Origin of the sequence: Anabaena sphaerica FACHB-251, assembly GCF_014696825.1 — a bacterium.
Lineage (GTDB): Bacteria > Cyanobacteriota > Cyanobacteriia > Cyanobacteriales > Nostocaceae > RDYJ01.
On the sequence record NZ_JACJQU010000011.1, the window covers coordinates 76,156 to 96,157 of the forward strand.

The window sequence follows — 20,002 nt, forward strand, 5'->3', positions numbered from 1 at the left end:
TAATTCTTGGTGTTTACCCCATATTGTAGAGACGACCCGGCGGGTCGTCTCTACGAGTAATGATATCATGCAGCAATGTCTAGAATGTCAATGCCTAGCTTTTCTACGTCTATTTCTCCTGAGATGAGTTTGGGTAAGAGTAGGTCACGGGTAGCGCGGAGGTTTTGGTTTCTTTTAATTAAGTTTTTCTTTAATATGAATAAAGGTTCAACATTTTGGCTAAATTTTTCAAGAATTTCAGCAGATGGAATGACTACAGGTAAACCATGAATATCATTTCTGTTCAGAGTAGGAACAGCAGCACCAGAATTATATTGTTCTAATCTTAAACTTTTGAGTAAATAAAACGCATAAATAGGTGTAACTGTACGAAATTCTTTAACCCATAAAGTAGTATTTAAAGCCCAAAAATCTTCATCAACATACATTACAGTTCCAAGAGAACCACTTCGACCTGTAACTATACCAGGTGCTTTAACTTTAGCTTCATTATGAGTTCCAACAACTCCTGTAGCTGCATAGACTAGAATATTTCCCTCTTGACGCTGTTTACTTGGTAAATCAAAACCTCTTTGAAGAATTAAAGCATCTTCTAACTTTCCTATCCAGCCTTCAGGAATTAAACCTAACTCAGACTCAACCATGTTTACCTGTTCATGACCAGGAAAGCGGAACTTTACAAACCACTCATGGTAGAGAGTTTGCGCCATTTCTTCTAATATTTTGATGCGTCTTGTGTTGTTTTCGATTAAGTCGTCGTAGGCTGATAGAATAGAGCATATTTTCTTTTAGGTAGCAATTGGAGGTAAGGGAACTTCTAAATTAGAAAGTATACCTTGGTTTAAATTAGAAATATTTGTTCCATTTCCTTGTGCAGACAAAGTTTGTCGCATCAAAGATGAACGAAATAAATAAGCATAAAACCTTGGGACTACTTTTTTTGATTTAAACCTAAGCTTTATTGTAAAGGCAGAATGTGCTACTTGTTCCTTAATATCGGCAATAAATAGGCTTCTACCAATTAATTCTCTGTTTCCATTTGACCTCACAAAAATAATGTCATTTTTTTGAAGTAGGTCTTGTTCTTTAATTATTCCTGTAGGCTCAACTTCATCCAAGCTATTAAATGAAGCAATATTGTCGTTTTTAAAATCTTTAACGTTGATCACTTTAATTCCCTTACCAAAATTATCTTTTGTATAGTTAATTCCATTTCTAAATTCTGCCATACTTCCTAAATTTACACTTTCCCAAGCGACACTTTTATTTCTCATAGTGTCTTCTCCAATAACAAAGCAACACTTTCCGCAATTCTTTCTTCTAACTCCCGCGCTTCCACATTCAAAACTTCCAATTCCTCATTTAACTCCTCCAACCTTTCCGCAAAATCAAAATCTTCCACTTCCTTCTCAGCAACCCCCACATAACGACCAGGGTTTAAACTCCAACCCTGTGCTTCTATCTCATTAATAGTTGCTACCTTACACAAACCAGCAACATCAATATATTTACCCTCTGGGAATTTCTCTTGTAGGGAGAATTCATGAATTCTCCCTACCTGTTCATGAATTATCCCTACTTGATGATTATTTTCTACCGCTTCCCCTCTATATAACCTCACAATATTAGCAATAAATTCAATCTGTTCTGGTGTAAATTCTCGATGCGCTCTATCTGTGTATAAATATGTCTAGCATCAATAAATAATACTTTATTCTTGCGATTATGGAGACGTTCCACCGGAACGTCTCTACATTTACCCTTATCAAAAAACCATAAAGTACAGGGTAAAGTCACAGTGTAGAAGAAGTTAGAACCAATAGCGACCATAACATCAACTACACCTAACTGGATTAATTTCTTCCTAATTTCTAACTCTGAACCTCTAGCATCACTAGCAGAGTTAGCCATCACAAACCCTGCTCTCCCGGTTTCATTTAAAGCACTATAAAATAAATTAATCCAGATATAATTAGCATTATCTATTTTGGGTAATCCTAATTCTTGAAACCGGATATCACCCTGCATTTTCTCCTTATCCACCTTATCAACGTTAAATGGTGGATTAGCCATCACAAAATCAAAGAAACCTATAATATCTATATTATCGTGGTTAATTTCATAATAAGTATTACCCTGTTTAATATCTCCTGAAAGTCCATGTACTGCTAAGTTCATCTGACATAAATTAACAGTTTCTCCTACTTTCTCTTGACCATAAATACTAATCTCTTCATTAGGTTTTTTCTTATGTCTTTCTATAAACTTTGCACTTTGGGCAAACATACCACCAGAACCACAAGCAGGGTCATATATCCGCCCGTGATAGGGTTCTAGTATTTCTACAATTAATTTAACTATAGAAGTAGGTGTAAAGAACTCTCCGCCTTTCTGTCCTTCACTCATGGCAAATTTACCAAGGAAGTATTCGTAAATCTTGCCGAAAGCATCTCCTTCTAAATCTTCACCAAAATCAATTTTATTAAACTTTTTCAGTAATTCTATTAATAACTCGTTATCAAGTTTGTTATAATTTTTAGATAAAGCTCCATCTAAATCTGTATTTTCATTTTCTATCGCCTTCATTGCTTGGTTAATAGCTTTACCGAAGTTTTCACTTTCTGGTAATTCTAGTAATTTAGAAAAACGTGCTTCTTCAGGTAAGTACATTACACCCTTAGCCTGAAAATCGGTTTTAGAAATTCCTCTTCTACCGCTTCCCTGGCTTTTTAATTCCTTCTCCGCTTGGGTAAACTTCCAGTCAGCATAACGGAGAAAGATTAAACCTAATACTGGTACAGAATACTCTGATGATTTTAGTTTAGAATTTGCCCTAAGTTCATCAGCAGCATCCCATAAACGTTTTTCTAATTCTGTTGTGTTGGCTGGCATGGAGGAACAGTCATAATAAAACCTTATGAATTATACGGCTATCTGTACCTAAAAATACCTGATTACATATAATTCTTATTCTGGTTACTGAAATTAACTAGTCCTGTTATGCAACTTCCCATATCTAATGAGATACTGGTAGAGTACAGCCAACTTATGCAAGTCGCTAGAATTATTGATTTTTCGTCATTTTAAAAAGCCCGTGACGAGGATTGAACTCGTGACCTCACCCTTACCAAAGTGAATTGATGGTAATTGGTGATTTGTAGAGGGCATTTGTAGCGAAAATCATCCTGTAGGCTACTGGTAGAAAAAAGGTATAGAAGTATTCTTGCATTTATCTCAGTAGGTGCAAGAGATGCAATTACAGGACAGTAAGCTACAAAAAGCATTAGAACGTGCTAACCAGAAATTAGACATCCTTAAAATAGAAGTTGATAAATCTAGGTTGAGAATTAGATGTAGAAAGCGTGATATCAGTTTTTGTAAATACACTCATGCTTCTACCTTGGATGGCTTAGAAGCAACTACAGCGATATGCAAGGAAATAGAGTCAGACTATTACAGAGGTAACTTTGATAATACCTTGGTCAAATATGGGTTAGCAAAGGAAAGCACCCCTAAACTTACAGAAATAATCACACTACCATCTGAACCTAACCTAATGGAGATATGGGAATCATACAAAGCACTAAAACCAGAACCACCTAAAAGTACATACAACAATAGATGGATACCTGTAGATAGATGGTTGAGTGAATGCCCTAGCGAATGTTTAGTGATATCTAACGCAGATAGGCTTTTAGCATGGCTAAGGAGTAAATACAGTGATGGATATATTCACACACCGTTAAGCACTATCAGAACTGCTGTAAATCTATCTATCAAGTTAGGTAAGTTAAAATCTGGTAATCCATTCTCAACACTGCTATCAATACTAGAAGTTGATTCCAGAAGCATACAAATATACTCCAAGAATGAAGCAAAAACAATACTAGAGGCTTTCAAGGATGGAAGATTTGATAAAGATAAATCAGCTTATTCAAGTGCTTTTTATTCTGGATATGTAGAGTTCAGAATCAGAACAGGATGTAGACCTAGTGAAGCAATAGCACTCACTTGGAATGATATTAAGTTCGGGAATGAGAAAGTATCAATCATTTTTAACAAGCGATATTCTAGCGGGCAACTTTTACAGGGTACTAAAAATGGTGTAGATGCTAGAATCTTTCCTTGTAATAAACAGATGATAGAATTCTTGGGATTATTGCCAGAAACACCTAATGATAATAATTTGGTATTCCCTAGTTATGAGGGTACATATATCGACCAACATAATTTTCATAACAGATACTGGAATCCAATAGTAAATAAACTGTTCACTCAAAAGCTGATATCCAAGGAATTAACATTTTATGATTTGAGGCATAGTTTTATCACGTGGATGTTGAGAGATGGAGTAGACATCAAAACTATTGCTACTATTGTTGGTAACAGTCCTGAGACAATCATGAAGTATTACCTTGCTAGTAATGATGACATTGAGTTACCGGAGTTTTAACGTATCATAAAACAAAGAGTATTTTACACAACCAAGCCTAGTTAGATTAAGTTCTGGCTAGAGCTTTTTTGTTGTTATATCTCTCTTGCTTAGGGCAATTGTATAACAATTTGTTATACGATTTGTTATACAAAATCGTATTACAATCTAAAAACCCTCTTAGCCACAGGACTAAGAGGGATATTTTTATAAAACATTTTAGGATTATTCCCGTCGCAAGATATCAGACACTTCACACTCAAGCACTTCACATAATTGATCCAGAAAATCCAAGGGTATAACCTTAATCTTCCCTTGCTCATATCTAGCGTAATTATCCTCAGTCATATCTAACAATCTAGATATGCTTCTCTGTGTATGTCCTTTTGCTTCTCTCAATGATTTGAGATGAATAGTGATTTTTAGCATTTTTCTCATGTATGGGGGTGATCTTGTAATAGACCACTGTATTTATAGTTTCGCTTCAAACCGGATACCATCGCACACAACAAGTATCCTCTTCATCAGGATTTTTGTATCCACTAATTATCCTGAGAAGATAGCAGATGGCATTAATCCTTATACATCTTATTTCGTCACAACAATAATAAAATAGTTCGCCCGTACTCTTTACTTCCTTCTTAATAATGTGATATAAATAAGATAACCAAGGCACAGAGGACATTTGAGCGATTTGATGATCTCTACTCAATAACCAGGATGTTGCGGTGATCATAAAAGCATTATTTGGATCTCAAACCATGCCTAGAGGAATACCTAAAGCCGGAAAGCGTAACCCCGGTGGCGGTAGAAGTAAAAAATATGGTGCTGATACGGTACAAAAATGGATTCCTGTACCTATTGCTGGAAAACTTGATGATTTGTACGCTTTCTTGATTGAGCTAGATATGGAGATTACCCAGTGGGAAGCAACTTGTGAAGCCAAGAAAACATCACCGCGCTACGAACAAGCAAGAAAGCTTGCAGCGTCAATCAGAGAACGTATTGATGGCTTGGGAATTGATATCAAGGGTATTTATGCAAGTAGTGAGGAAGAATAGCCATAAAAGCAAATATCACGCCGTCTGAAGTGATAGCGTGATATTCTAATCTTTAAGTTGTCAAGTTCAAACCATCCCGCCAAGTTTGTTTTTGAACCAGACGCTACAGGAAACAGCGGTACATTTAAATGATTTGTAATGGTTACTAAGTGGTATCTTATCACAGAGCAAACCTTTTACCAATCATCTTTTGAGATTAATAGTAGCTGGTGTTTTATGCCAGTTCTATTACAAATCCTATTACGAATTGTAATACAAATCCTAATAGGATGGACTAATCTTATCATACTAAACCCGCTGTTTCCTATCCACCCAATAGAAAAACGATAGGAAATCAATCATGGCATTAACAATAGATGGCAACGACATCACCACAGCAATCGGCGCTTCTCGTGAATGGGATATCCCTGTCGAATGGATAGAGGCTAACGCGATTAGGGATGAGAAGGAAAAAGCATGGTTGATAGGACACAAAGGCAACAACCCTCAGTTAAGATTCGATGACCCTAAGCCAGATGCTAAAGGTAAGACGCTTAGATATAAGTCTAAATTTGGCAGCAAGCCAGACGCTTTTATTCCATACTGTCCCGACGGTCAACGCTATGACGAAAAGTTTTCAGATGGATTAATTACTGGTGAAAATTCAATAAATGACTTCGCTTTAATCACAGAAGGGGTGAAGAAAGCTATCAAAGGCTGTAGTGAGGATATATATACAATCTCCGTTCCTGGCATCTGGATGGGATTGACTAATGATGATAACGGCAATAAAAAGTTAGTCCCAACACTGCAAGCTGTGTATGACTCTGGACTAAGAAATTTCATCATAGGTTATGATGCTGATTCTATTACCAATTCAAATGTACATAAAGCATCAATCCAATTAGGTTCACATCTAGCCACGATGGGATGTACAGTTAAATTAATAACTGGATTGTGGCAACCCGAACAAGGCAAAGGCATGGATGATTATATTTCCAAAAATGGCATAGAAGCATTTAGGGCAATACTTGAGAAAGCATACACCCTAGATGAATACATTGATAAGTTTGGGGATAAAGCAAAAACTAGAAAACAATCATCTGACAGCAAGAAAAAAACTCACGCAGATATAGTTGCTGAACTATCTGAATATTACGGCAATCGTATCAGACTAAATGAGATGACTAATGATATAGAAAAAGATGGTAAAGAATACTATCTTGATACCGCATTCATTGACATTAGTGAAGAAACTAAGATAGAGGTATCTGATTCGTATGCTGTCAAGTATTTGATAAAGCTTGCTAGAAACAAGGCATACCATCCAGTTATTGAGTACCTAAATTCTGTTAAGGATAAAGCCACAAGTCTAGATACAAAAACAGCATTGTCTGAACTTCACAGAATGCTTAGTGAGATAACAGGTGTAACGGATGAACTAGAGCTAACCTTTATCTCTAAAACCTTGGTAGCTGCTGTCAATAGAGTATTTAGACCTGGTTGTTTCTTTAAACGGGTATGTGTATTTTATGGTAAACAAGACGCGGGTAAATCTAGCTTTTGGAGAGAGTTAGCTGGTGATAAATTCTTTAATAGTTCCTACAAAGGCACTACCGATAAGCATGATTTAATGTCTTTGCATTCAGCATGGATTAACGAGATAGCTGAATTCGATAAGGTATACAGAAAAACAGATGTAGCTAACCTTAAAGCTGTAATTAGTGACCCATTTGATAAAGTTGTATTACCCTATGGTAGAACAACAGTTACGCTACAAAGAAGCTCAATTTTAGTTGCATCTACAAACAAGCAAGATATCCTTTTAGACCCTACAGGTCATACTCGTTTTTGGGTTGTAGCTATACCAGGAAAAATCAATTTTCAATCATTACTTGAATATCGTGATTTGATTTGGGCTTGTGCATACAATCTATTTGAATCTGGATACTCTTATGAGTTATCAGAAGATGAGCAAATAGCTAGTGCTGCTAACAATGAAAAATATACCAGTTTTGACCCATTGTTCGATGCAGTAGAAGATGCTTGTCGGGTAATAGGCTGGGTTAAAGACTCTGAGGAATATGTAACCATGCCTGAGATATATACTTACCTGTACCCTGAATCAGATGGTAAAGCATTAAAACCAGGTGACTGGAAACCAATATCTGATGCTTTGACTAGATTGGGGTACACAAGCGGTCATAAAGTACGCAGAAACGGGAAAACCACCTCTGTGTGGAAATTAAAAAAAGTTGAGGATTTGACGGTAACGACGGTAACAGATGCCGAAAGCCATACAGGACAAGCGTTACCGTTGTGTTACCGACCCGTTACCGTAACCCAACCAACGGTAACAGATACACCAAAAACGTTACCGTCAGATGTTCATGGTAACGCCACGGTAACACCTACGGTAACACCTACGGGACAAGGGTTACAGCCATCTGTTACCGCTGTTACCGCTGAAACTGAAACTTTTTCTAATGTGTTACCAAACCTATCGCCAAAGACTTCTCTACCCAATGGCATGACAGAAGTTGGACGCAACCCAGACGCAGGGGACTGGGTAGAAATAACATCTGATAACCTCACATCCCCACTTATCAAAGGTGCGAAGTTTGAAGTAGGTGAAGTATGCCCCGGTTATGGGGTGAAGCTGATTCGCTTGAAAGAAGGGACTGCTAAAAAGAAACCAGAGAAAGTAACTACAGAGCCTGTTAGCTATAAGGATGTGCGATTAGTCGAAAGACAACAACAGATGGTACTCTAGCTCAAAATAAACGGGTAAGTAATCATGCTTACCCTACCTGGTTGAAACGGCTGGAATTTTCTGCCTTTAGCAGCGCCTTGTAGAAAACATTATTTTAATACTTTAAGGTATTAAAAAATTGTTGTGAGAAAGACGCTACTTTTGGCATCTGATTCCAGCCGTTTCAACGGGTAACTGATAAGCAATCTCAAGCCCATGCAAAAAAAATAAAATCCTACCCTAACTAGATGTAAGGTAGGATTTGTTCTATGTGGGTACAGACAAGTAATGCTTTATGTATAAAATCCAATTCCCGTCAAATCCTAGTCTTACTATCCCAAACAAATGCTGTTGTTGTGGACGCAATAAGACAGATATGGATTACACAATGCACGTTCAACATAAAACTAGCATGAAACGTGATGCACGAATTTATGGTGTATCTGTTGTGAGCTTTCTTATATGCAACGAATGTAGGAAATGGATAGATTGTAGACTTACGTCAATCAAGTTATATGCGATATTTTTTGCTTTTATTGGGTTAATAGTATTTACATGGGGAGCATTAATAATCTTCCTTCCCGTGGGAGGAACAAGACGCATAGTGCTATTTGCAGTAACAGCGGTAATACTTTGCATAGTGTATTTTTTGTTTGCAAAAATCCGTGATATGGTAGCACATCATATCAACAAGGGTAAGCCGAATGAACAGTGTAGAGTACCGCCAATCGGATGTCTTGGTACGGATGTAGATAGTTTTATTCTGGGATTTGAGAATGCTGGATACGCTCAAGAGCTACTAGCACTAAACAAAAGGCTAAAACACCAGTAACCAAACAAAAATAAAACCCGCTTTGGTGTTTACTAAGGTGGAATTATTATGTGTTCTGAATCCTATTACAAATCCTATTACATTTTGTATTACAAATCGTATTAGATTTCCAAAGATACATACCCCATAAAACCTACCAACGAGAAAACAAGCTTTTCAGCCTTCTCTAAAATCCTTATACATTTTGTAATACATTTTCTATTACGATTTGTATTACATTCTCAAAGATATATATAAAGTATTTTTGGGGTGAGTGACTGATAAGTAAAATCTCAAAATACAGATGCAATCGCAAAAGTAAAACTTATGTGTAAATCAGTAAGTAGCCAAAAGCCTTGTGTAGTAAGGGTTTTAAGGGATAAGAAAGTAATTCGTACCCTTTGTAACAAAATCAAAACACCTGAAACCTATACACAGCAATAGTTTTAGAATTTATAGCAAACTATTCGTGAGTAAGTGCTTACTTATTAATAGTGAGGACTAAAATCTTATAAATTGCCCTAGAAAAATCTTGTACTGGTAGAAAAGTGGTAGAATTTACTGGTTAATCAAATATAAGGCTAGTTCTATTTTCCCTTTGAAACACCAGAACTCATACAGGGTAATACTTTAACTAAAAAGCCCGTGACGAGGATTGAACTCGTGACCTCACCCTTACCAAGGGTGTGCTCTACCACTGAGCCACACGGGCAAAACTGAAAATTACAATTAGAGTTAGCAAGGTACAAAGCTGAGAATTTTCTCTCGACACTCAGCTATTGTAACTCACATCTCTAGAAGTGGTGGGCCGGGCTGGATTTGAACCAGCGTAGGCGCAAACCAACGGATTTACAGTCCGTCTCCATTAACCACTCGGACACCGACCCGCTCTGTTCCACTTTTCCTATATTAGCAGCAGTTTTTAGGTTTGGCAAGGGGTTGGAAAAATATTTTTTCAAAAACACCTATAAGGTTTACATCAAAAGGGTTTCAGGAAATTAACCAATGAGTTCTCCTGTTTCTTGCAGGGAGTGTAAGCGGTGGTAAATGCCTTCTTGACGCAATAATTCAGCGTGGCTACCGACTTCGGCAATTTTTCCCTGATCGAGAACTACGATTTTATCTGCTTCTCTAACGGTACTGAGACGATGAGCGATAATAATTGTGGTGCGAGTTCCCTGAATTGAGCGCATAGCCACTTGAATGGCACGCTCAGACTCGTAATCTAGACTAGAAGTAGCTTCGTCAAAAATAAGCACATCTGGTTCTACTAGCAACGCTCTAGCAATTCCTAAACGCTGTCTTTGTCCTCCTGATAACCTCACACCACGTTCCCCAACTACGGTGTAATAACCTTGGGGTAGATGCTGAACTACTTCATCAACGCTGGCAATTCTACAGGCTTCTTGCACCTGCTCAAAGGTCGCATTTGGTCTAGCATATTTGAGGTTATCCAAAATAGTACCGTTGAAAACGTCTACTTCTTGGTGAACGATTGCTAATCTTCGCCTATATTTACCGACATCTAAGGTGCGAATATCTTTCCCATCCATTAAAATTTGCCCTGTTTGCGATTCAAAGTAACGCAATAGCAATTTGACTAAAGTAGACTTCCCAGAACCCGATTTTCCTACCAATGCTACCGTTTGATATGCTTCAATTAACAAATTGATCTCTTGCAAAACTTGACGATTGCTATCATAGCCAAAACTGATTTGAGAAAATTCAATTTTCCCGGTAAATTGATATGGTGATTCTGTTTGATTTACCTCTGTTAACAATCCTTCTGAATCTACTCCTGATGGTGTTTGTAGAAATTCGTGAAATCTGATCAAAGCAGAATAGCGACGAGCAAAAGATTCGGCTAAATGGCTGATAGGTTCTAACTCAGAATACGCCATACTAGAAAGAGTTAAAGTCATCACAAAATGACCTAGAGAAATTTTGCCATTGACTGTAGCGACTAGAGTTAAACCGAGAATCATAAACACGCAAAACTGAATTACAGTTTTTTGCCAAGTAAAAAGTTTGATATAACCTTTGTGTAGCCGATAATCAACTACATTTAGCTCCCGTTCTAAACGTTGCTTTTGTCGTTCTAGTTCCCTATATTCCGTTGCATAGGCTTTAACTGTTTTGATGTTGGTGACAATTTCTGAAGTGCGGCTTTCTGTATTTTCCATGTGTTTATCTATCATAATTTCGCACCGAACTAGCTTCTGTAATTGCTTCAAGCTAAAACTGAGAATCAATATAAAGGAAATCAGAAATAACAAAGAAATTCGCCATTCAATAAAGGCTATAAATACAAATATTCCCACCACACGCATGAGTTTAGGAATAAATTGTCCAGCAATTTCTGGATAACCCCAAGTATGGTTAAAAATTCCTCTCGCTACTCTGCCGGCGATGCGTCCAGGATTATTTTCATCATAAAATTCCAGTGGAAGAGTGAGAATTTTTTCTATGGCTGTTTGGCTTTTATCTCGACGCGCTCTTAAGGCTATATCCCAGTGAAACCAAGTGGTTAACCAAGGTTGTGTTGGCGCTCTAACTACGGTGACAAGGAAGATTAAGCCCAGTAATACTAATAAAGATAGAGTTTGATTAACTGGGTAATTTGTTATGTTGGAAAAAGTGACAATTACTCCTTGTACTGGTTTGTCTAAAGGTTGGTTAGATAAAACATTTAAAATTTGTCCAATCGCATAAGGTACAACTAAATCAATAATTTCGTAAAGACTGGACGCAGTAATACTAAAAATACTCAGCTTCCAATAGGGACGAAAATAATTGACAATATCTCGAAAATTCGCCATGATGCACACCATCCCAAAGCATAACTGTTAGCCGGGAATATTTATGCTACATATATAATACAATGCTGTCAAGGGTGAAACAATAAAATCCTTCTTGAAGAGTAATACCCAGATATCCGGCTTCTTAAAGAAGTCGGTGATCTATCTATGTCCTGAGCGTTTTATGTTGAATTATCTTGACTTACTGATTTGACTGTACTGAGGGAACAAATTCTAACCGATAACGATAAAGCGCGACAGGCCGAGAACCTGCGGTAAAATAATCGGGATCTTGGGGAGAAAGGTAAACAGCAGTAACTTGATCTGCTTCAATTTTTGGGTTTGCTCGAGAAAATAGATGATAAGCTGTTGTAGATTCTACCGTATTGAAATAGGCACGAGAACCACCTTTAAAATATTGTTGAAAAACTTCTGTGGTGATGAACTGATTAGGTGTATTTTCTGTTGTGCGTGCAGTGACGAGAGAAACTAATTGACGTTCACCGCGAAAAAGGGTAATTTGACGATTAGGAGATTCTGGATCTACTTTAACTGCTAATACAGCTTTATCACCTAAATAAGCTTTGGATAAATTCAAGCTATTAAATACTCTATCAGCTACTAATATTCCTGATTGATTATCTATTTTAGGAAGAGTTTTTATCCCAAAAATCTGCGGTTTAACTTTCACAAATCTCACTAAAAAACTCACAGGCTGATTTAATTGACTGCGATTTCCTTCAAATCCAGGGGTGATAATATCTGGTGCTAAAGGTGCGGCTAAATCTACCAAGGTACTAGTAACTTGCCAAGTTCCAGCCATCCAGTCAGGGTAAACTAAATCTCCCTCTGCGGGTTTGACTGATGTTAATTTTTCCCAGTGAGGAAAATTGGCTAATCTTTCTGCTAATTCACCTGCTTGTGCGTCTCCGTTTGTGAGTAGAAATAAAAGCATTAAGTAACTACTTAAAATTAATTTCACCAACATAACAAAACCAGATAAATAATAAATTAATAACAAAACTAAAGTTCCCCTCCTTATTTATTGAATAAATTGGGGATTTTTAGCTTTGAAAATTACAAAGTTTCAATAGGTAAAGGTTGCCAAATTTCACCATAGTTCTCCCGTAAAGCCAGCCAATTTTCTACTTGTCCTGGTTCATATTCTCCGGGTTTACCCCATTGTAAAAATATGCTTAAAGCAGCTTCCTGTTTTTCATCTAAAAACCGGATAGCGTAGGTTTTAAAATTACCTCTTTTAGCTTCACCTGTTTCAAATTTCACCTGAGTAATTTTATCCATATTCAAGTGAAATTCAAATCCTTCTGTATGCAGATTCGCATATTTACCTTTAAGTAATTCTGCGTAAAATAGTTTTTCTATTTTTCCGCGTGCTTCTAATACAGCCGCGCTGCTAGTGACAATCAAACGCACAGTTCCTAAATTTTCACAAGCTTCCAAAAAATCTTTCAATGTTGTATTCATACGCCTAATGTAAATTACCAAAAAGGATGAGAAATTAATAAAGGATATGTCCAACTAGAATAATGTCTAATTGATTTTAGTTTGGGATATTTTGCTAAACCTGTGAAAAATCTATTGAATCCAAAGTCAACTCGTTTTAGAGTTGCTTGTAATGCTTGAGAATTGATATTTGTATATTCTGTCCACTGCTCCTTGAATGCGGGTAAACAATTTTGTTGATCTAGATATTTGACTGATTTGCCAAACTTTTGATATTGGGTTTTGCGGTGATAAACAGCGGCATTATACAGATCCTTGTGGAGTCTGCGGTGATAGTAAAGTATTTCATTTATTTTCTTGGTTGGATAAAGCCTAAATGTTGCTCTACGTAATGCCAATGTTTATCACCTCCTTGATTGATCAACTACTATGAAACAATACCTAAAAATTGCTAAAAACTCAACTATCCTTGAAAGGATATTTCGTTCTTACCCTGTGTCCATCCCCACCCGGTAGAGGGATGGGGAATTTCGCGGATCTTTAAAAAATTATTTTGTTGGGTTTCCTTGCATCAAAGGTCATTGGCCACAAGCCGGGGAAACCGTCCACGGCGATGGCTCCCCAACTTACAGAATATTTAACTCATCAATTCTTGAAACATAGCCGTACTCAAATAACGTTCCCCAAAGGAAGGTTGAATCATGACAATTAACTTACCTGCATTTTCTGGACGTTTACCCACTACAATAGCTGCACACAAAGCCGCACCAGAAGATATACCTGATAATAAACCTTCTTCTGTTGCTAATCTGCGTCCATATTCCATTGCTGCTGTGTCATTAACTTGAACCACTTCATCAATTAAATCTTGACGCAAAACATCGGGAATAAAACCAGCACCAATACCTTGAATTTTATGAGAACCAGGTTTCCCACCAGAAAGCACAGGACTGTTACTAGGTTCTACAGCAATAACTTGAAAACTCGGTTTTCGCTGTTTAATAACTTCCCCTACTCCGGTAATAGTTCCCCCAGTACCTACCCCAGCAATTAATATATCAACTTCCCCATCTGTATCCGTCCAAATTTCTTCAGCGGTGGTTTCTCTGTGAATTTTCGGGTTAGCTGGGTTGCGGAATTGTTGCAATATAAAAGCATTGGCAGTATTTGCTACTATTTCCTCTGCTTTATTAATTGCTCCCCGCATTCCTTCAACACCAGGTGTTAGTTCTAAATTAGCACCATAAGCCCTCAACATTGCCCGTCTTTCTTGGCTCATGGTTTCTGGCATGGTTAATATTAATTTGTAACCTCGTGCAGCTGCTACCATTGCTAAACCTATACCAGTATTTCCTGAAGTCGGCTCAACTAAAATAGTTTTTCCTGGTGTAATTAAACCCTCTGCTTCTGCTGAAAGTACCATACTTAAACCAATGCGGTCTTTAACAGAAGCTGCTGGATTCATGCCTTCTAGTTTGACAACTATTCTGGCTACTACTCCCTCAGCTTGAGGAATTTTGTTTAGCTGAACTAAAGGAGTTCTACCAATAAGTTCTGTTACGTCTTTAGCAATTCGCATTTATTAACTCCTAAAATTATAAATAATCATTCTAAGCCTTTATTGATCATACTAGGTTTTTAGTTATTTGTTTGGTAGCTGAGTAACATTTGGTTAAATAAATATCACTAAATATAGCAGTTCCCACGCTCGTGAGGTACAAAGTTTTTTAGTTTTAGGGAACAGGAAATAAATGGGTGTGTGCTTCATTAGAGGATGTTTTAAAAGTTTTGAATGTATAAATAAACCCCTCTCCAAACCTCTCCCCGACGCGGGGAGAGGCTTTGAAACCCCCATTCCCTCGTAGGGAAGGGGGGTTAGGTTGCTGAAGATTATTGGTTTCATCTAATACTTTTCAAACAACCTCTTAGACTGGGAAACGCTATATCATTTTCGACTACTTCTCTTTGAAAGTAGAGGCAGAGCCTCGGTGATGACATTCCCAGGCGGAGATTGGGAACGAGATATCCTGACTTTTGAATTTATCAAGATAAAAAAATATATTGAACAAATTTTAATTGCTTTTTTTATTTTTTTGATTTATTTTTAATTCAGTTCCACTTTGTCATGATATACTGTTATTTGAGTACAAGTTTTCTCCTCAATAATCAGATTCAAATATCCTCAAGCTTTAGCCCATAAAGCGTTTAGGTTGAGTACAAAAATCCCCGCACCCCACCTGATAAATGCTAGTACCCCCCACCAAAAACACTAGCACCTCTACCCCAAATAATTTTTATAATTCTTACCAGATAAGTCTTACAGGCTTTGAGTGCTATTTTAATGATTTTAATAATTTCAATTGCGGTGGGGTAAACTGTGTTGTGTAGAGGTGGCTGATATAAACGATATAGGATTTACGCAGAGATTCCCCTCTACCCCCCGAAATTCCTAGATGCAAGTCTGGAGAACTAGGGGGGACTTCTTAACCCTAATTCAATGGTAATCTCAATTCACAAGCCGTTTAATCCTGTCAGTATTACTAATTACTAAATGGAGTGTATTTGGAGGAGTATATTTGGGATTTTTAATTTTCAATTGCTTAGTAATAATTTATGAGTAGTTTGCACATACAGTTGTAACTCATAAACCTGACAATTTTAGATTTAAAGTTTTAGATTCACAGAAAATTTGAAAATATTAGATATCATCTACCAAATTTGTATTTAGAATCTAAATTTACCAAATCAAATCTAAAATTTAATAGCTGTTTGAGAAAAAGCAAAAAAAGGTGCAGCAATAAGCCATAAAATACATTTTCTTACTGGGTGATTGTAACCTAGCAAGGGAGAGCGAAGATGAAATTAAAAATTTTAAATGTGCTGACAGTTGGTTTGGTTGCTTTAGCTGTGCTTTCTCCGGGAATAATAGTCTTTAATTTAATTTGGGGACGACATATAGAGTTAGTTAGGACACAGAATTTATCTTGTGAACTCACCAAGATTAATAAAGGTTCTGACTCTTTATCTCTTCAGCCACAGAGTATAACTACTCTTCAGTCTCCAGCTAACCAAAAATTATCTCAACATAATTTTTTTGTCCAGATGCAAATTTTAGTCGAACAATATAAAATCGCGACAATTTTGCAATGGTTGGTTTTGACTATACCTATTTGTATCGGCTTTGGGATTATTGGTTACGATAGGTATCTTGTGTATCGTGCTGCTGTTTTCAAGGCGCAAGTTGAAATGTTAGAAAAGCTTTGGCAGCAGAGCATCGAGCAATAATTTTCAGTTTTCTTATTCACCATAAACTAAATTACCATGTCAGAAGAACGCCAGACTCAGTATTTTAATTTGATTGATGAATTGCTCAGATGTCCTAATGGTCAAGAACCGGAAGTTTTGGAATCTCAACCAGAATTAATTGATTCCGGTTTTGTTCATACAATGCTACAAGTTGCTACTATGTTTGCTCATGAAGGCAATCAAGATGGCGCTCAGTTTTTATTTTTTATAGCGCGGGAGTTAGCTAAACAACTGGGTTTATATCCTGAAGTTTCTAATGAGGTTGCAACTCAGGAGTAATAATGCTATTGACTTCAACTGATGCTGGAAAAATAGCCTTAGAGTTCCTATTAGCAGACTGGAACATCTCGGAAGATTACAGAGATTGGTTTACTATCTTTAACTCTCGGTTAACGGGGGAGTATTGGTACATTGTAGAATTGGGTGTTGAAGGTTTTCCTGATAAGTGGTTTATTCAAGTTTATGATACAGGAGCCTGTGACCCCAACTATACATTTATCTCCCCTATCTCTGGTTCTGAGGGATATCTGGATTTAAAAAATTTACCAGATATCATCGCTGATGTTTTAGTTGCTGAACGCAATTCCCGATAAGTAAAGTTCAAAATTTATTTGTGCTAGTTCAAAGATTTTGAATTCATTATATATGGTCATTATCTAGGGGTGATACTTCATCAGAGTACACCCCTTTTTATAATTCGTAAACAAGGGAACAGGGAACTCTTAACAGGGAACAGGAAATTAAGAAATCTAAAATCTAAAATCTAAAATTCTTCTGACTTCTGACTCCTAAAAACTTAATAATTTATTTAACTTAAATTGGCGATTTGTCAGGTTTAAGTGACAAAATTATGTTATGCTAAATAGTAGTTATGGACGCTACAGAAATATCAGTCAAATGATTGCTGAAGATATCCTAGCTCAAGAATTCACAAGGATTGTCACCCATTATTATCCTAAAACTGGGGAAATATTGGCAAAGTGCCATGTGAAAGTTATTACCTCCTTTTGGGGACGACCTGCTAAACGCTTTCAATATATAGGGGTTTATTGTTCTGACGAAATAATGCCCTATGTGCAAGCACAAAAAGAAATATTGAGGGAAGTGGCAGCCAATATGGGACTTATTCAAGTAGTTTGTATAAATGCCAAGCGATTGTTGCGCGACCCGCTTTCCAAGCTCAGGCATTCTGAACCGCGCTTATGGTTGGAGTTGCATTTAGTGGCAGCCTAAGTGGTAGCCTAAAAAATAGCCAAAAATGAAAACAGGACTTTTCTGCAATTACGAAAATCATCACCAAGATGCCCGTCGCGCCATCTTTGAACAAGTTTTACTGGTGAAACAGGCGGAAAACTTAGGTTTTGAAGAAGCCTGGATAAGTGAGCATCATTTTAGTCAATCCAATCTTAGCCCGTCAATGTTGCTGTTAGTGGCACATTTGGCGGGTGTTACTTCCACTATTCGCTTAGGAACGGGGGCGGTATTGTTGCCGTTTCACAACCCAATTCGGGTAGCGGAAGATATTGCGACTTTGGATAATCTTTGTAGTGGTAGATTGGCTTTTGGGATAGCTAAAGGTGGTCCTTTTCCTGAACAAAATCAGCATTTTGGCGTTTTGATGCAAGAATCTCGTGTCAGGATGCTGGAAGCGATCGCATTGATTCAAAAGCTTTTATATGAAACTGATGTATCATTTAATGGGCAATTCTATCAATGCGCCGACTTAACAGTTTATCCCCAACCACTACAAAAACCCATTCCTGTATATATCGCTAGTGGTGATGATGATGCTATTAGATATGCTGCTGACAACTCCTTCGGCTTGATGGGAGGGCCACCTTTTTCCCTGACAAGATTGAAAAATACTGTCAGCAAATATCGGCAAATAAATGACAGTGGTGCAGATAAATTCCTGTTAGCGCGGTTCTTTTTTGTGGCTAAAACTTATGATGAAGCCGTGAATGAAGCCTTACCTTTCATCCGTAAATTTAGCCAGAAAATGATAGCTAACTCGACTCAAGTAATGCAGAATAGTCCGCATCCCCAGAAACCTTATGATCAAACAAATATCTGTTTTGAAGAAGATTATTTGCTTGAGAATTCGATTATTGGGGATGTCCAAACCTGTCGCGACAAAATCAAAAAATTCCAGGACGAATTAAATCTCGGCACAATAGCACTCAAACCCTCATCTTTATCTCTGCAAAAAAATATTGAGAGTTTGCAGCGTTACAATCAAGAGGTGCGAAATTATGTCTAAACTTCCGTTGCTTCCTCCTGATGATTTACCGCCTGTAGAGGTGACAAAACAGGATGGAATGCTACAGATGGAATTAGAGCAGTCTCTTGGGAGATGCTTTTATTATGCCTGCGATCGCATTACCCAAGTCCTGTTATCTAACTGTCATTGGTACATCACCAGGAATGGTAGTACCCTAATGTTGATTATTGACGCTCCTGACATAGTATCTTACTGGCATATAGTCAGCAACATTCCCCAATTAGGTAATAGGTTAGAACGATTTACCACAAACGCAAGAATTCGAGTTTATCCGCCTTTTGGTAAAGGAATGCCCTTTGAAATTGGCGTACATGAAATCTCTGCTTATCGAGATTGGTTATAGCAGAAGGAGGCAGGAGGCAGGAGGCAGAAGGCAGGATAAAAAATAAATATTACCTGTTACCTGTTACCTATTCTCTTCTTACTGTCACCTGTCACCTGTCACCTAAATTTACGCTGGTTCAAACTGCAATGACACACCGTTCATACAGTAACGCAAGCCTGTCGGTTTAGGACCATCATTAAATACATGGCCTAAATGTCCACCACAACGGCTACAATGAACTTCAGTTCTGGTCATGAAAAAAGAACGATCTACAGTAGTAGCGATCGCACCATCAATAGGTTTAAAAAAGCTTGGCCAGCCAGTACCACTGTTAAACTTGGTTTCTGAAGTAAACAAAGGTTGTCCACACCCAGCACATACAAACGTACCTGGGTCATAAATTTTATCCAGGGGACTGGTGTGAGCGCGTTCTGTGCCATGTTTCCGCAAAACCTGAAACTGTTCCGGTGTTAAAATCGATTTCCATTCTTCTTCTGGTTTGGTAACTTCAAATTTAGTATCCGCAGCTGCCATAGTTTCTGAACTCCCATTGAGATAACGTGAAAAAAAGGCTGTGCCAACTAATACGGCACTAATCTGTAAAAAATGGCGTTTGTCCATATATCTATTATTTGCTATTTTTTTCCTTCCTAGCCAAGTAACTCCAGTTGAGGATTTACATATCATCAGCGATCGCTCTGAGAAAACCCTGATAAACTGATTAAAATTAGATCACAAGGCTAAATTTTCAGATTGCAGCGATCGCATCAGCACAATTAAGCCATTCTGAAGT

Annotated in this window: 20 protein-coding genes and 2 tRNA genes; 9 read left to right on the forward strand and 13 right to left on the reverse strand. The window is 37.4% G+C overall.

Features of this window, described 5'->3' with window-relative positions:
• Positions 1–65: 65 nt before the first annotated feature.
• From H6G06_RS17660 to H6G06_RS17670, 4 genes are all read right to left on the reverse strand, one after another.
• Entirely contained in the window at positions 66–710 is a 645-nt protein-coding gene (locus H6G06_RS17660) for a restriction endonuclease subunit S (RefSeq protein ID WP_190562466.1), read from the reverse strand.
• Positions 711–788: 78 nt separating this feature from the next.
• Positions 789–1,274 (reverse strand): restriction endonuclease subunit S, encoded by a 486-nt coding sequence (locus H6G06_RS17665; protein WP_190562468.1) that lies wholly within the window; start codon positions 1,272–1,274, stop codon positions 789–791.
• On the reverse strand, positions 1,271–1,621 hold the full coding sequence (locus H6G06_RS27505) for a hypothetical protein (RefSeq protein ID WP_242039750.1): 351 nt from the start codon (positions 1,619–1,621) through the stop codon (positions 1,271–1,273). Before H6G06_RS27505 ends, H6G06_RS17665 begins: the two co-directional genes overlap by 4 nt.
• Positions 1,618–2,892 carry a type I restriction-modification system subunit M gene (locus tag H6G06_RS17670; RefSeq protein WP_242039751.1) on the reverse strand — a complete coding sequence of 425 codons (1,275 nt, stop codon included), beginning with the start codon at positions 2,890–2,892 and terminating at the stop codon, positions 1,618–1,620. The genes H6G06_RS27505 and H6G06_RS17670 overlap by 4 nt, the downstream gene beginning before the upstream one ends.
• Before the next feature lie 358 nt (positions 2,893–3,250).
• Here H6G06_RS17670 and H6G06_RS17675 point away from each other — a divergent pair, with 358 nt between their 5' ends.
• Complete coding sequence (locus H6G06_RS17675; protein WP_190562470.1) at positions 3,251–4,453, forward strand: tyrosine-type recombinase/integrase; 1,203 nt, start codon at positions 3,251–3,253, stop codon at positions 4,451–4,453.
• Positions 4,454–4,657: 204 nt separating this feature from the next.
• Here the strand turns inward: H6G06_RS17675 and H6G06_RS17680 are convergent, their stop codons facing one another.
• Complete coding sequence (locus H6G06_RS17680) at positions 4,658–4,861, reverse strand: helix-turn-helix domain-containing protein (RefSeq protein ID WP_190562472.1); 204 nt, start codon at positions 4,859–4,861, stop codon at positions 4,658–4,660.
• Positions 4,862–5,160: 299 nt separating this feature from the next.
• Here H6G06_RS17680 and H6G06_RS17685 point away from each other — a divergent pair, with 299 nt between their 5' ends.
• Positions 5,161–5,493, forward strand: a complete 333-nt coding sequence (locus H6G06_RS17685; protein ID WP_190562474.1) for a hypothetical protein — start codon at positions 5,161–5,163, stop codon at positions 5,491–5,493.
• A gap of 340 nt (positions 5,494–5,833) precedes the next feature.
• Positions 5,834–8,245 (forward strand): VapE domain-containing protein, encoded by a 2,412-nt coding sequence (locus tag H6G06_RS17690; RefSeq protein WP_190562476.1) that lies wholly within the window; start codon positions 5,834–5,836, stop codon positions 8,243–8,245.
• Positions 8,246–9,675: 1,430 nt separating this feature from the next.
• Here H6G06_RS17690 and H6G06_RS17695 read toward each other — a convergent pair.
• The 7 genes from H6G06_RS17695 to cysK all read right to left on the reverse strand — a co-directional run bounded on the left by H6G06_RS17695 (position 9,676) and on the right by cysK (position 14,876).
• A tRNA-Thr gene (locus tag H6G06_RS17695) sits at positions 9,676–9,747 on the reverse strand.
• Positions 9,748–9,836: 89 nt separating this feature from the next.
• Positions 9,837–9,922 (reverse strand) — tRNA-Tyr (locus H6G06_RS17700).
• A gap of 111 nt (positions 9,923–10,033) precedes the next feature.
• Positions 10,034–11,854, reverse strand: a complete 1,821-nt coding sequence (locus tag H6G06_RS17705; protein WP_190562478.1) for an ABC transporter ATP-binding protein — start codon at positions 11,852–11,854, stop codon at positions 10,034–10,036.
• A 181-nt stretch (positions 11,855–12,035) separates the two neighbouring features.
• A complete protein-coding gene (locus tag H6G06_RS17710; protein ID WP_190562594.1) occupies positions 12,036–12,821 on the reverse strand; it encodes a DUF6816 family protein in 786 nt (261 codons plus the stop codon).
• An 89-nt stretch (positions 12,822–12,910) separates the two neighbouring features.
• A complete protein-coding gene (locus H6G06_RS17715; protein ID WP_190562480.1) occupies positions 12,911–13,318 on the reverse strand; it encodes a ChuX/HutX family heme-like substrate-binding protein in 408 nt (135 codons plus the stop codon).
• A gap of 14 nt (positions 13,319–13,332) precedes the next feature.
• Complete coding sequence (locus tag H6G06_RS17720; protein WP_190562482.1) at positions 13,333–13,695, reverse strand: transposase; 363 nt, start codon at positions 13,693–13,695, stop codon at positions 13,333–13,335.
• Positions 13,696–13,934: 239 nt separating this feature from the next.
• Positions 13,935–14,876, reverse strand: a complete 942-nt coding sequence (gene cysK / locus H6G06_RS17725; protein ID WP_190562484.1) for a cysteine synthase A — start codon at positions 14,874–14,876, stop codon at positions 13,935–13,937.
• A 1,277-nt stretch (positions 14,877–16,153) separates the two neighbouring features.
• Here cysK and H6G06_RS17730 point away from each other — a divergent pair.
• The 6 genes from H6G06_RS17730 to H6G06_RS17755 all read left to right on the forward strand — a co-directional run bounded on the left by H6G06_RS17730 (position 16,154) and on the right by H6G06_RS17755 (position 19,227).
• A complete protein-coding gene (locus H6G06_RS17730) occupies positions 16,154–16,582 on the forward strand; it encodes a hypothetical protein (protein ID WP_190562486.1) in 429 nt (142 codons plus the stop codon).
• Between the two features lie 36 nt (positions 16,583–16,618).
• Complete coding sequence (locus H6G06_RS17735; RefSeq protein ID WP_190562488.1) at positions 16,619–16,882, forward strand: hypothetical protein; 264 nt, start codon at positions 16,619–16,621, stop codon at positions 16,880–16,882.
• A 2-nt stretch (positions 16,883–16,884) separates the two neighbouring features.
• The gene (locus tag H6G06_RS17740) at positions 16,885–17,196 is read left to right on the forward strand and encodes a hypothetical protein (protein ID WP_190562490.1); all 312 of its coding nucleotides are present in this window, start codon (positions 16,885–16,887) and stop codon (positions 17,194–17,196) included.
• A 262-nt stretch (positions 17,197–17,458) separates the two neighbouring features.
• Entirely contained in the window at positions 17,459–17,836 is a 378-nt protein-coding gene (locus H6G06_RS17745) for a hypothetical protein (RefSeq protein WP_242039752.1), read from the forward strand.
• Positions 17,837–17,861: 25 nt separating this feature from the next.
• Complete coding sequence (locus tag H6G06_RS17750; RefSeq protein WP_190562492.1) at positions 17,862–18,863, forward strand: LLM class flavin-dependent oxidoreductase; 1,002 nt, start codon at positions 17,862–17,864, stop codon at positions 18,861–18,863.
• Positions 18,856–19,227, forward strand: coding sequence for a hypothetical protein (locus H6G06_RS17755; protein WP_190562493.1), 372 nt, complete (start codon positions 18,856–18,858; stop codon positions 19,225–19,227). Before H6G06_RS17750 ends, H6G06_RS17755 begins: the two co-directional genes overlap by 8 nt.
• 108 nt (positions 19,228–19,335) lie before the next feature.
• On the opposite strand, the gene msrB is transcribed toward H6G06_RS17755, so the two are convergent.
• Positions 19,336–19,830, reverse strand: coding sequence for a peptide-methionine (R)-S-oxide reductase MsrB (gene msrB / locus H6G06_RS17760; RefSeq protein ID WP_190562496.1), 495 nt, complete (start codon positions 19,828–19,830; stop codon positions 19,336–19,338).
• Positions 19,831–20,002: the final 172 nt, after the last annotated feature.

Bases quoted from the DNA above. Each gene is read 5' to 3' on its own strand.
- H6G06_RS17710 (WP_190562594.1), bottom strand. From the start codon at position 12,821: ATGTTGGTGAAATTAATTTTAAGTAGTTACTTAATGCTTTTATTTCTA.
- cysK (WP_190562484.1), bottom strand. From the start codon at position 14,876: ATGCGAATTGCTAAAGACGTAACAGAACTTATTGGTAGAACTCCTTTA.
- H6G06_RS17730 (WP_190562486.1), top strand. From the start codon at position 16,154: ATGAAATTAAAAATTTTAAATGTGCTGACAGTTGGTTTGGTTGCTTTA.
- H6G06_RS17665 (WP_190562468.1), bottom strand. From the start codon at position 1,274: ATGAGAAATAAAAGTGTCGCTTGGGAAAGTGTAAATTTAGGAAGTATG.
- H6G06_RS17690 (WP_190562476.1), top strand. From the start codon at position 5,834: ATGGCATTAACAATAGATGGCAACGACATCACCACAGCAATCGGCGCT.
- H6G06_RS17755 (WP_190562493.1), top strand. From the start codon at position 18,856: ATGTCTAAACTTCCGTTGCTTCCTCCTGATGATTTACCGCCTGTAGAG.
- H6G06_RS17750 (WP_190562492.1), top strand. From the start codon at position 17,862: ATGAAAACAGGACTTTTCTGCAATTACGAAAATCATCACCAAGATGCC.
- H6G06_RS17745 (WP_242039752.1), top strand. From the start codon at position 17,459: ATGCTAAATAGTAGTTATGGACGCTACAGAAATATCAGTCAAATGATT.
- H6G06_RS17735 (WP_190562488.1), top strand. From the start codon at position 16,619: ATGTCAGAAGAACGCCAGACTCAGTATTTTAATTTGATTGATGAATTG.
- H6G06_RS17670 (WP_242039751.1), bottom strand. From the start codon at position 2,892: ATGCCAGCCAACACAACAGAATTAGAAAAACGTTTATGGGATGCTGCT.
- msrB (WP_190562496.1), bottom strand. From the start codon at position 19,830: ATGGACAAACGCCATTTTTTACAGATTAGTGCCGTATTAGTTGGCACA.
- H6G06_RS17705 (WP_190562478.1), bottom strand. From the start codon at position 11,854: ATGGCGAATTTTCGAGATATTGTCAATTATTTTCGTCCCTATTGGAAG.
- H6G06_RS17675 (WP_190562470.1), top strand. From the start codon at position 3,251: ATGCAATTACAGGACAGTAAGCTACAAAAAGCATTAGAACGTGCTAAC.
- H6G06_RS17740 (WP_190562490.1), top strand. From the start codon at position 16,885: ATGCTATTGACTTCAACTGATGCTGGAAAAATAGCCTTAGAGTTCCTA.
- H6G06_RS17680 (WP_190562472.1), bottom strand. From the start codon at position 4,861: ATGCTAAAAATCACTATTCATCTCAAATCATTGAGAGAAGCAAAAGGA.
- H6G06_RS17660 (WP_190562466.1), bottom strand. From the start codon at position 710: ATGGCGCAAACTCTCTACCATGAGTGGTTTGTAAAGTTCCGCTTTCCT.
- H6G06_RS17715 (WP_190562480.1), bottom strand. From the start codon at position 13,318: ATGAATACAACATTGAAAGATTTTTTGGAAGCTTGTGAAAATTTAGGA.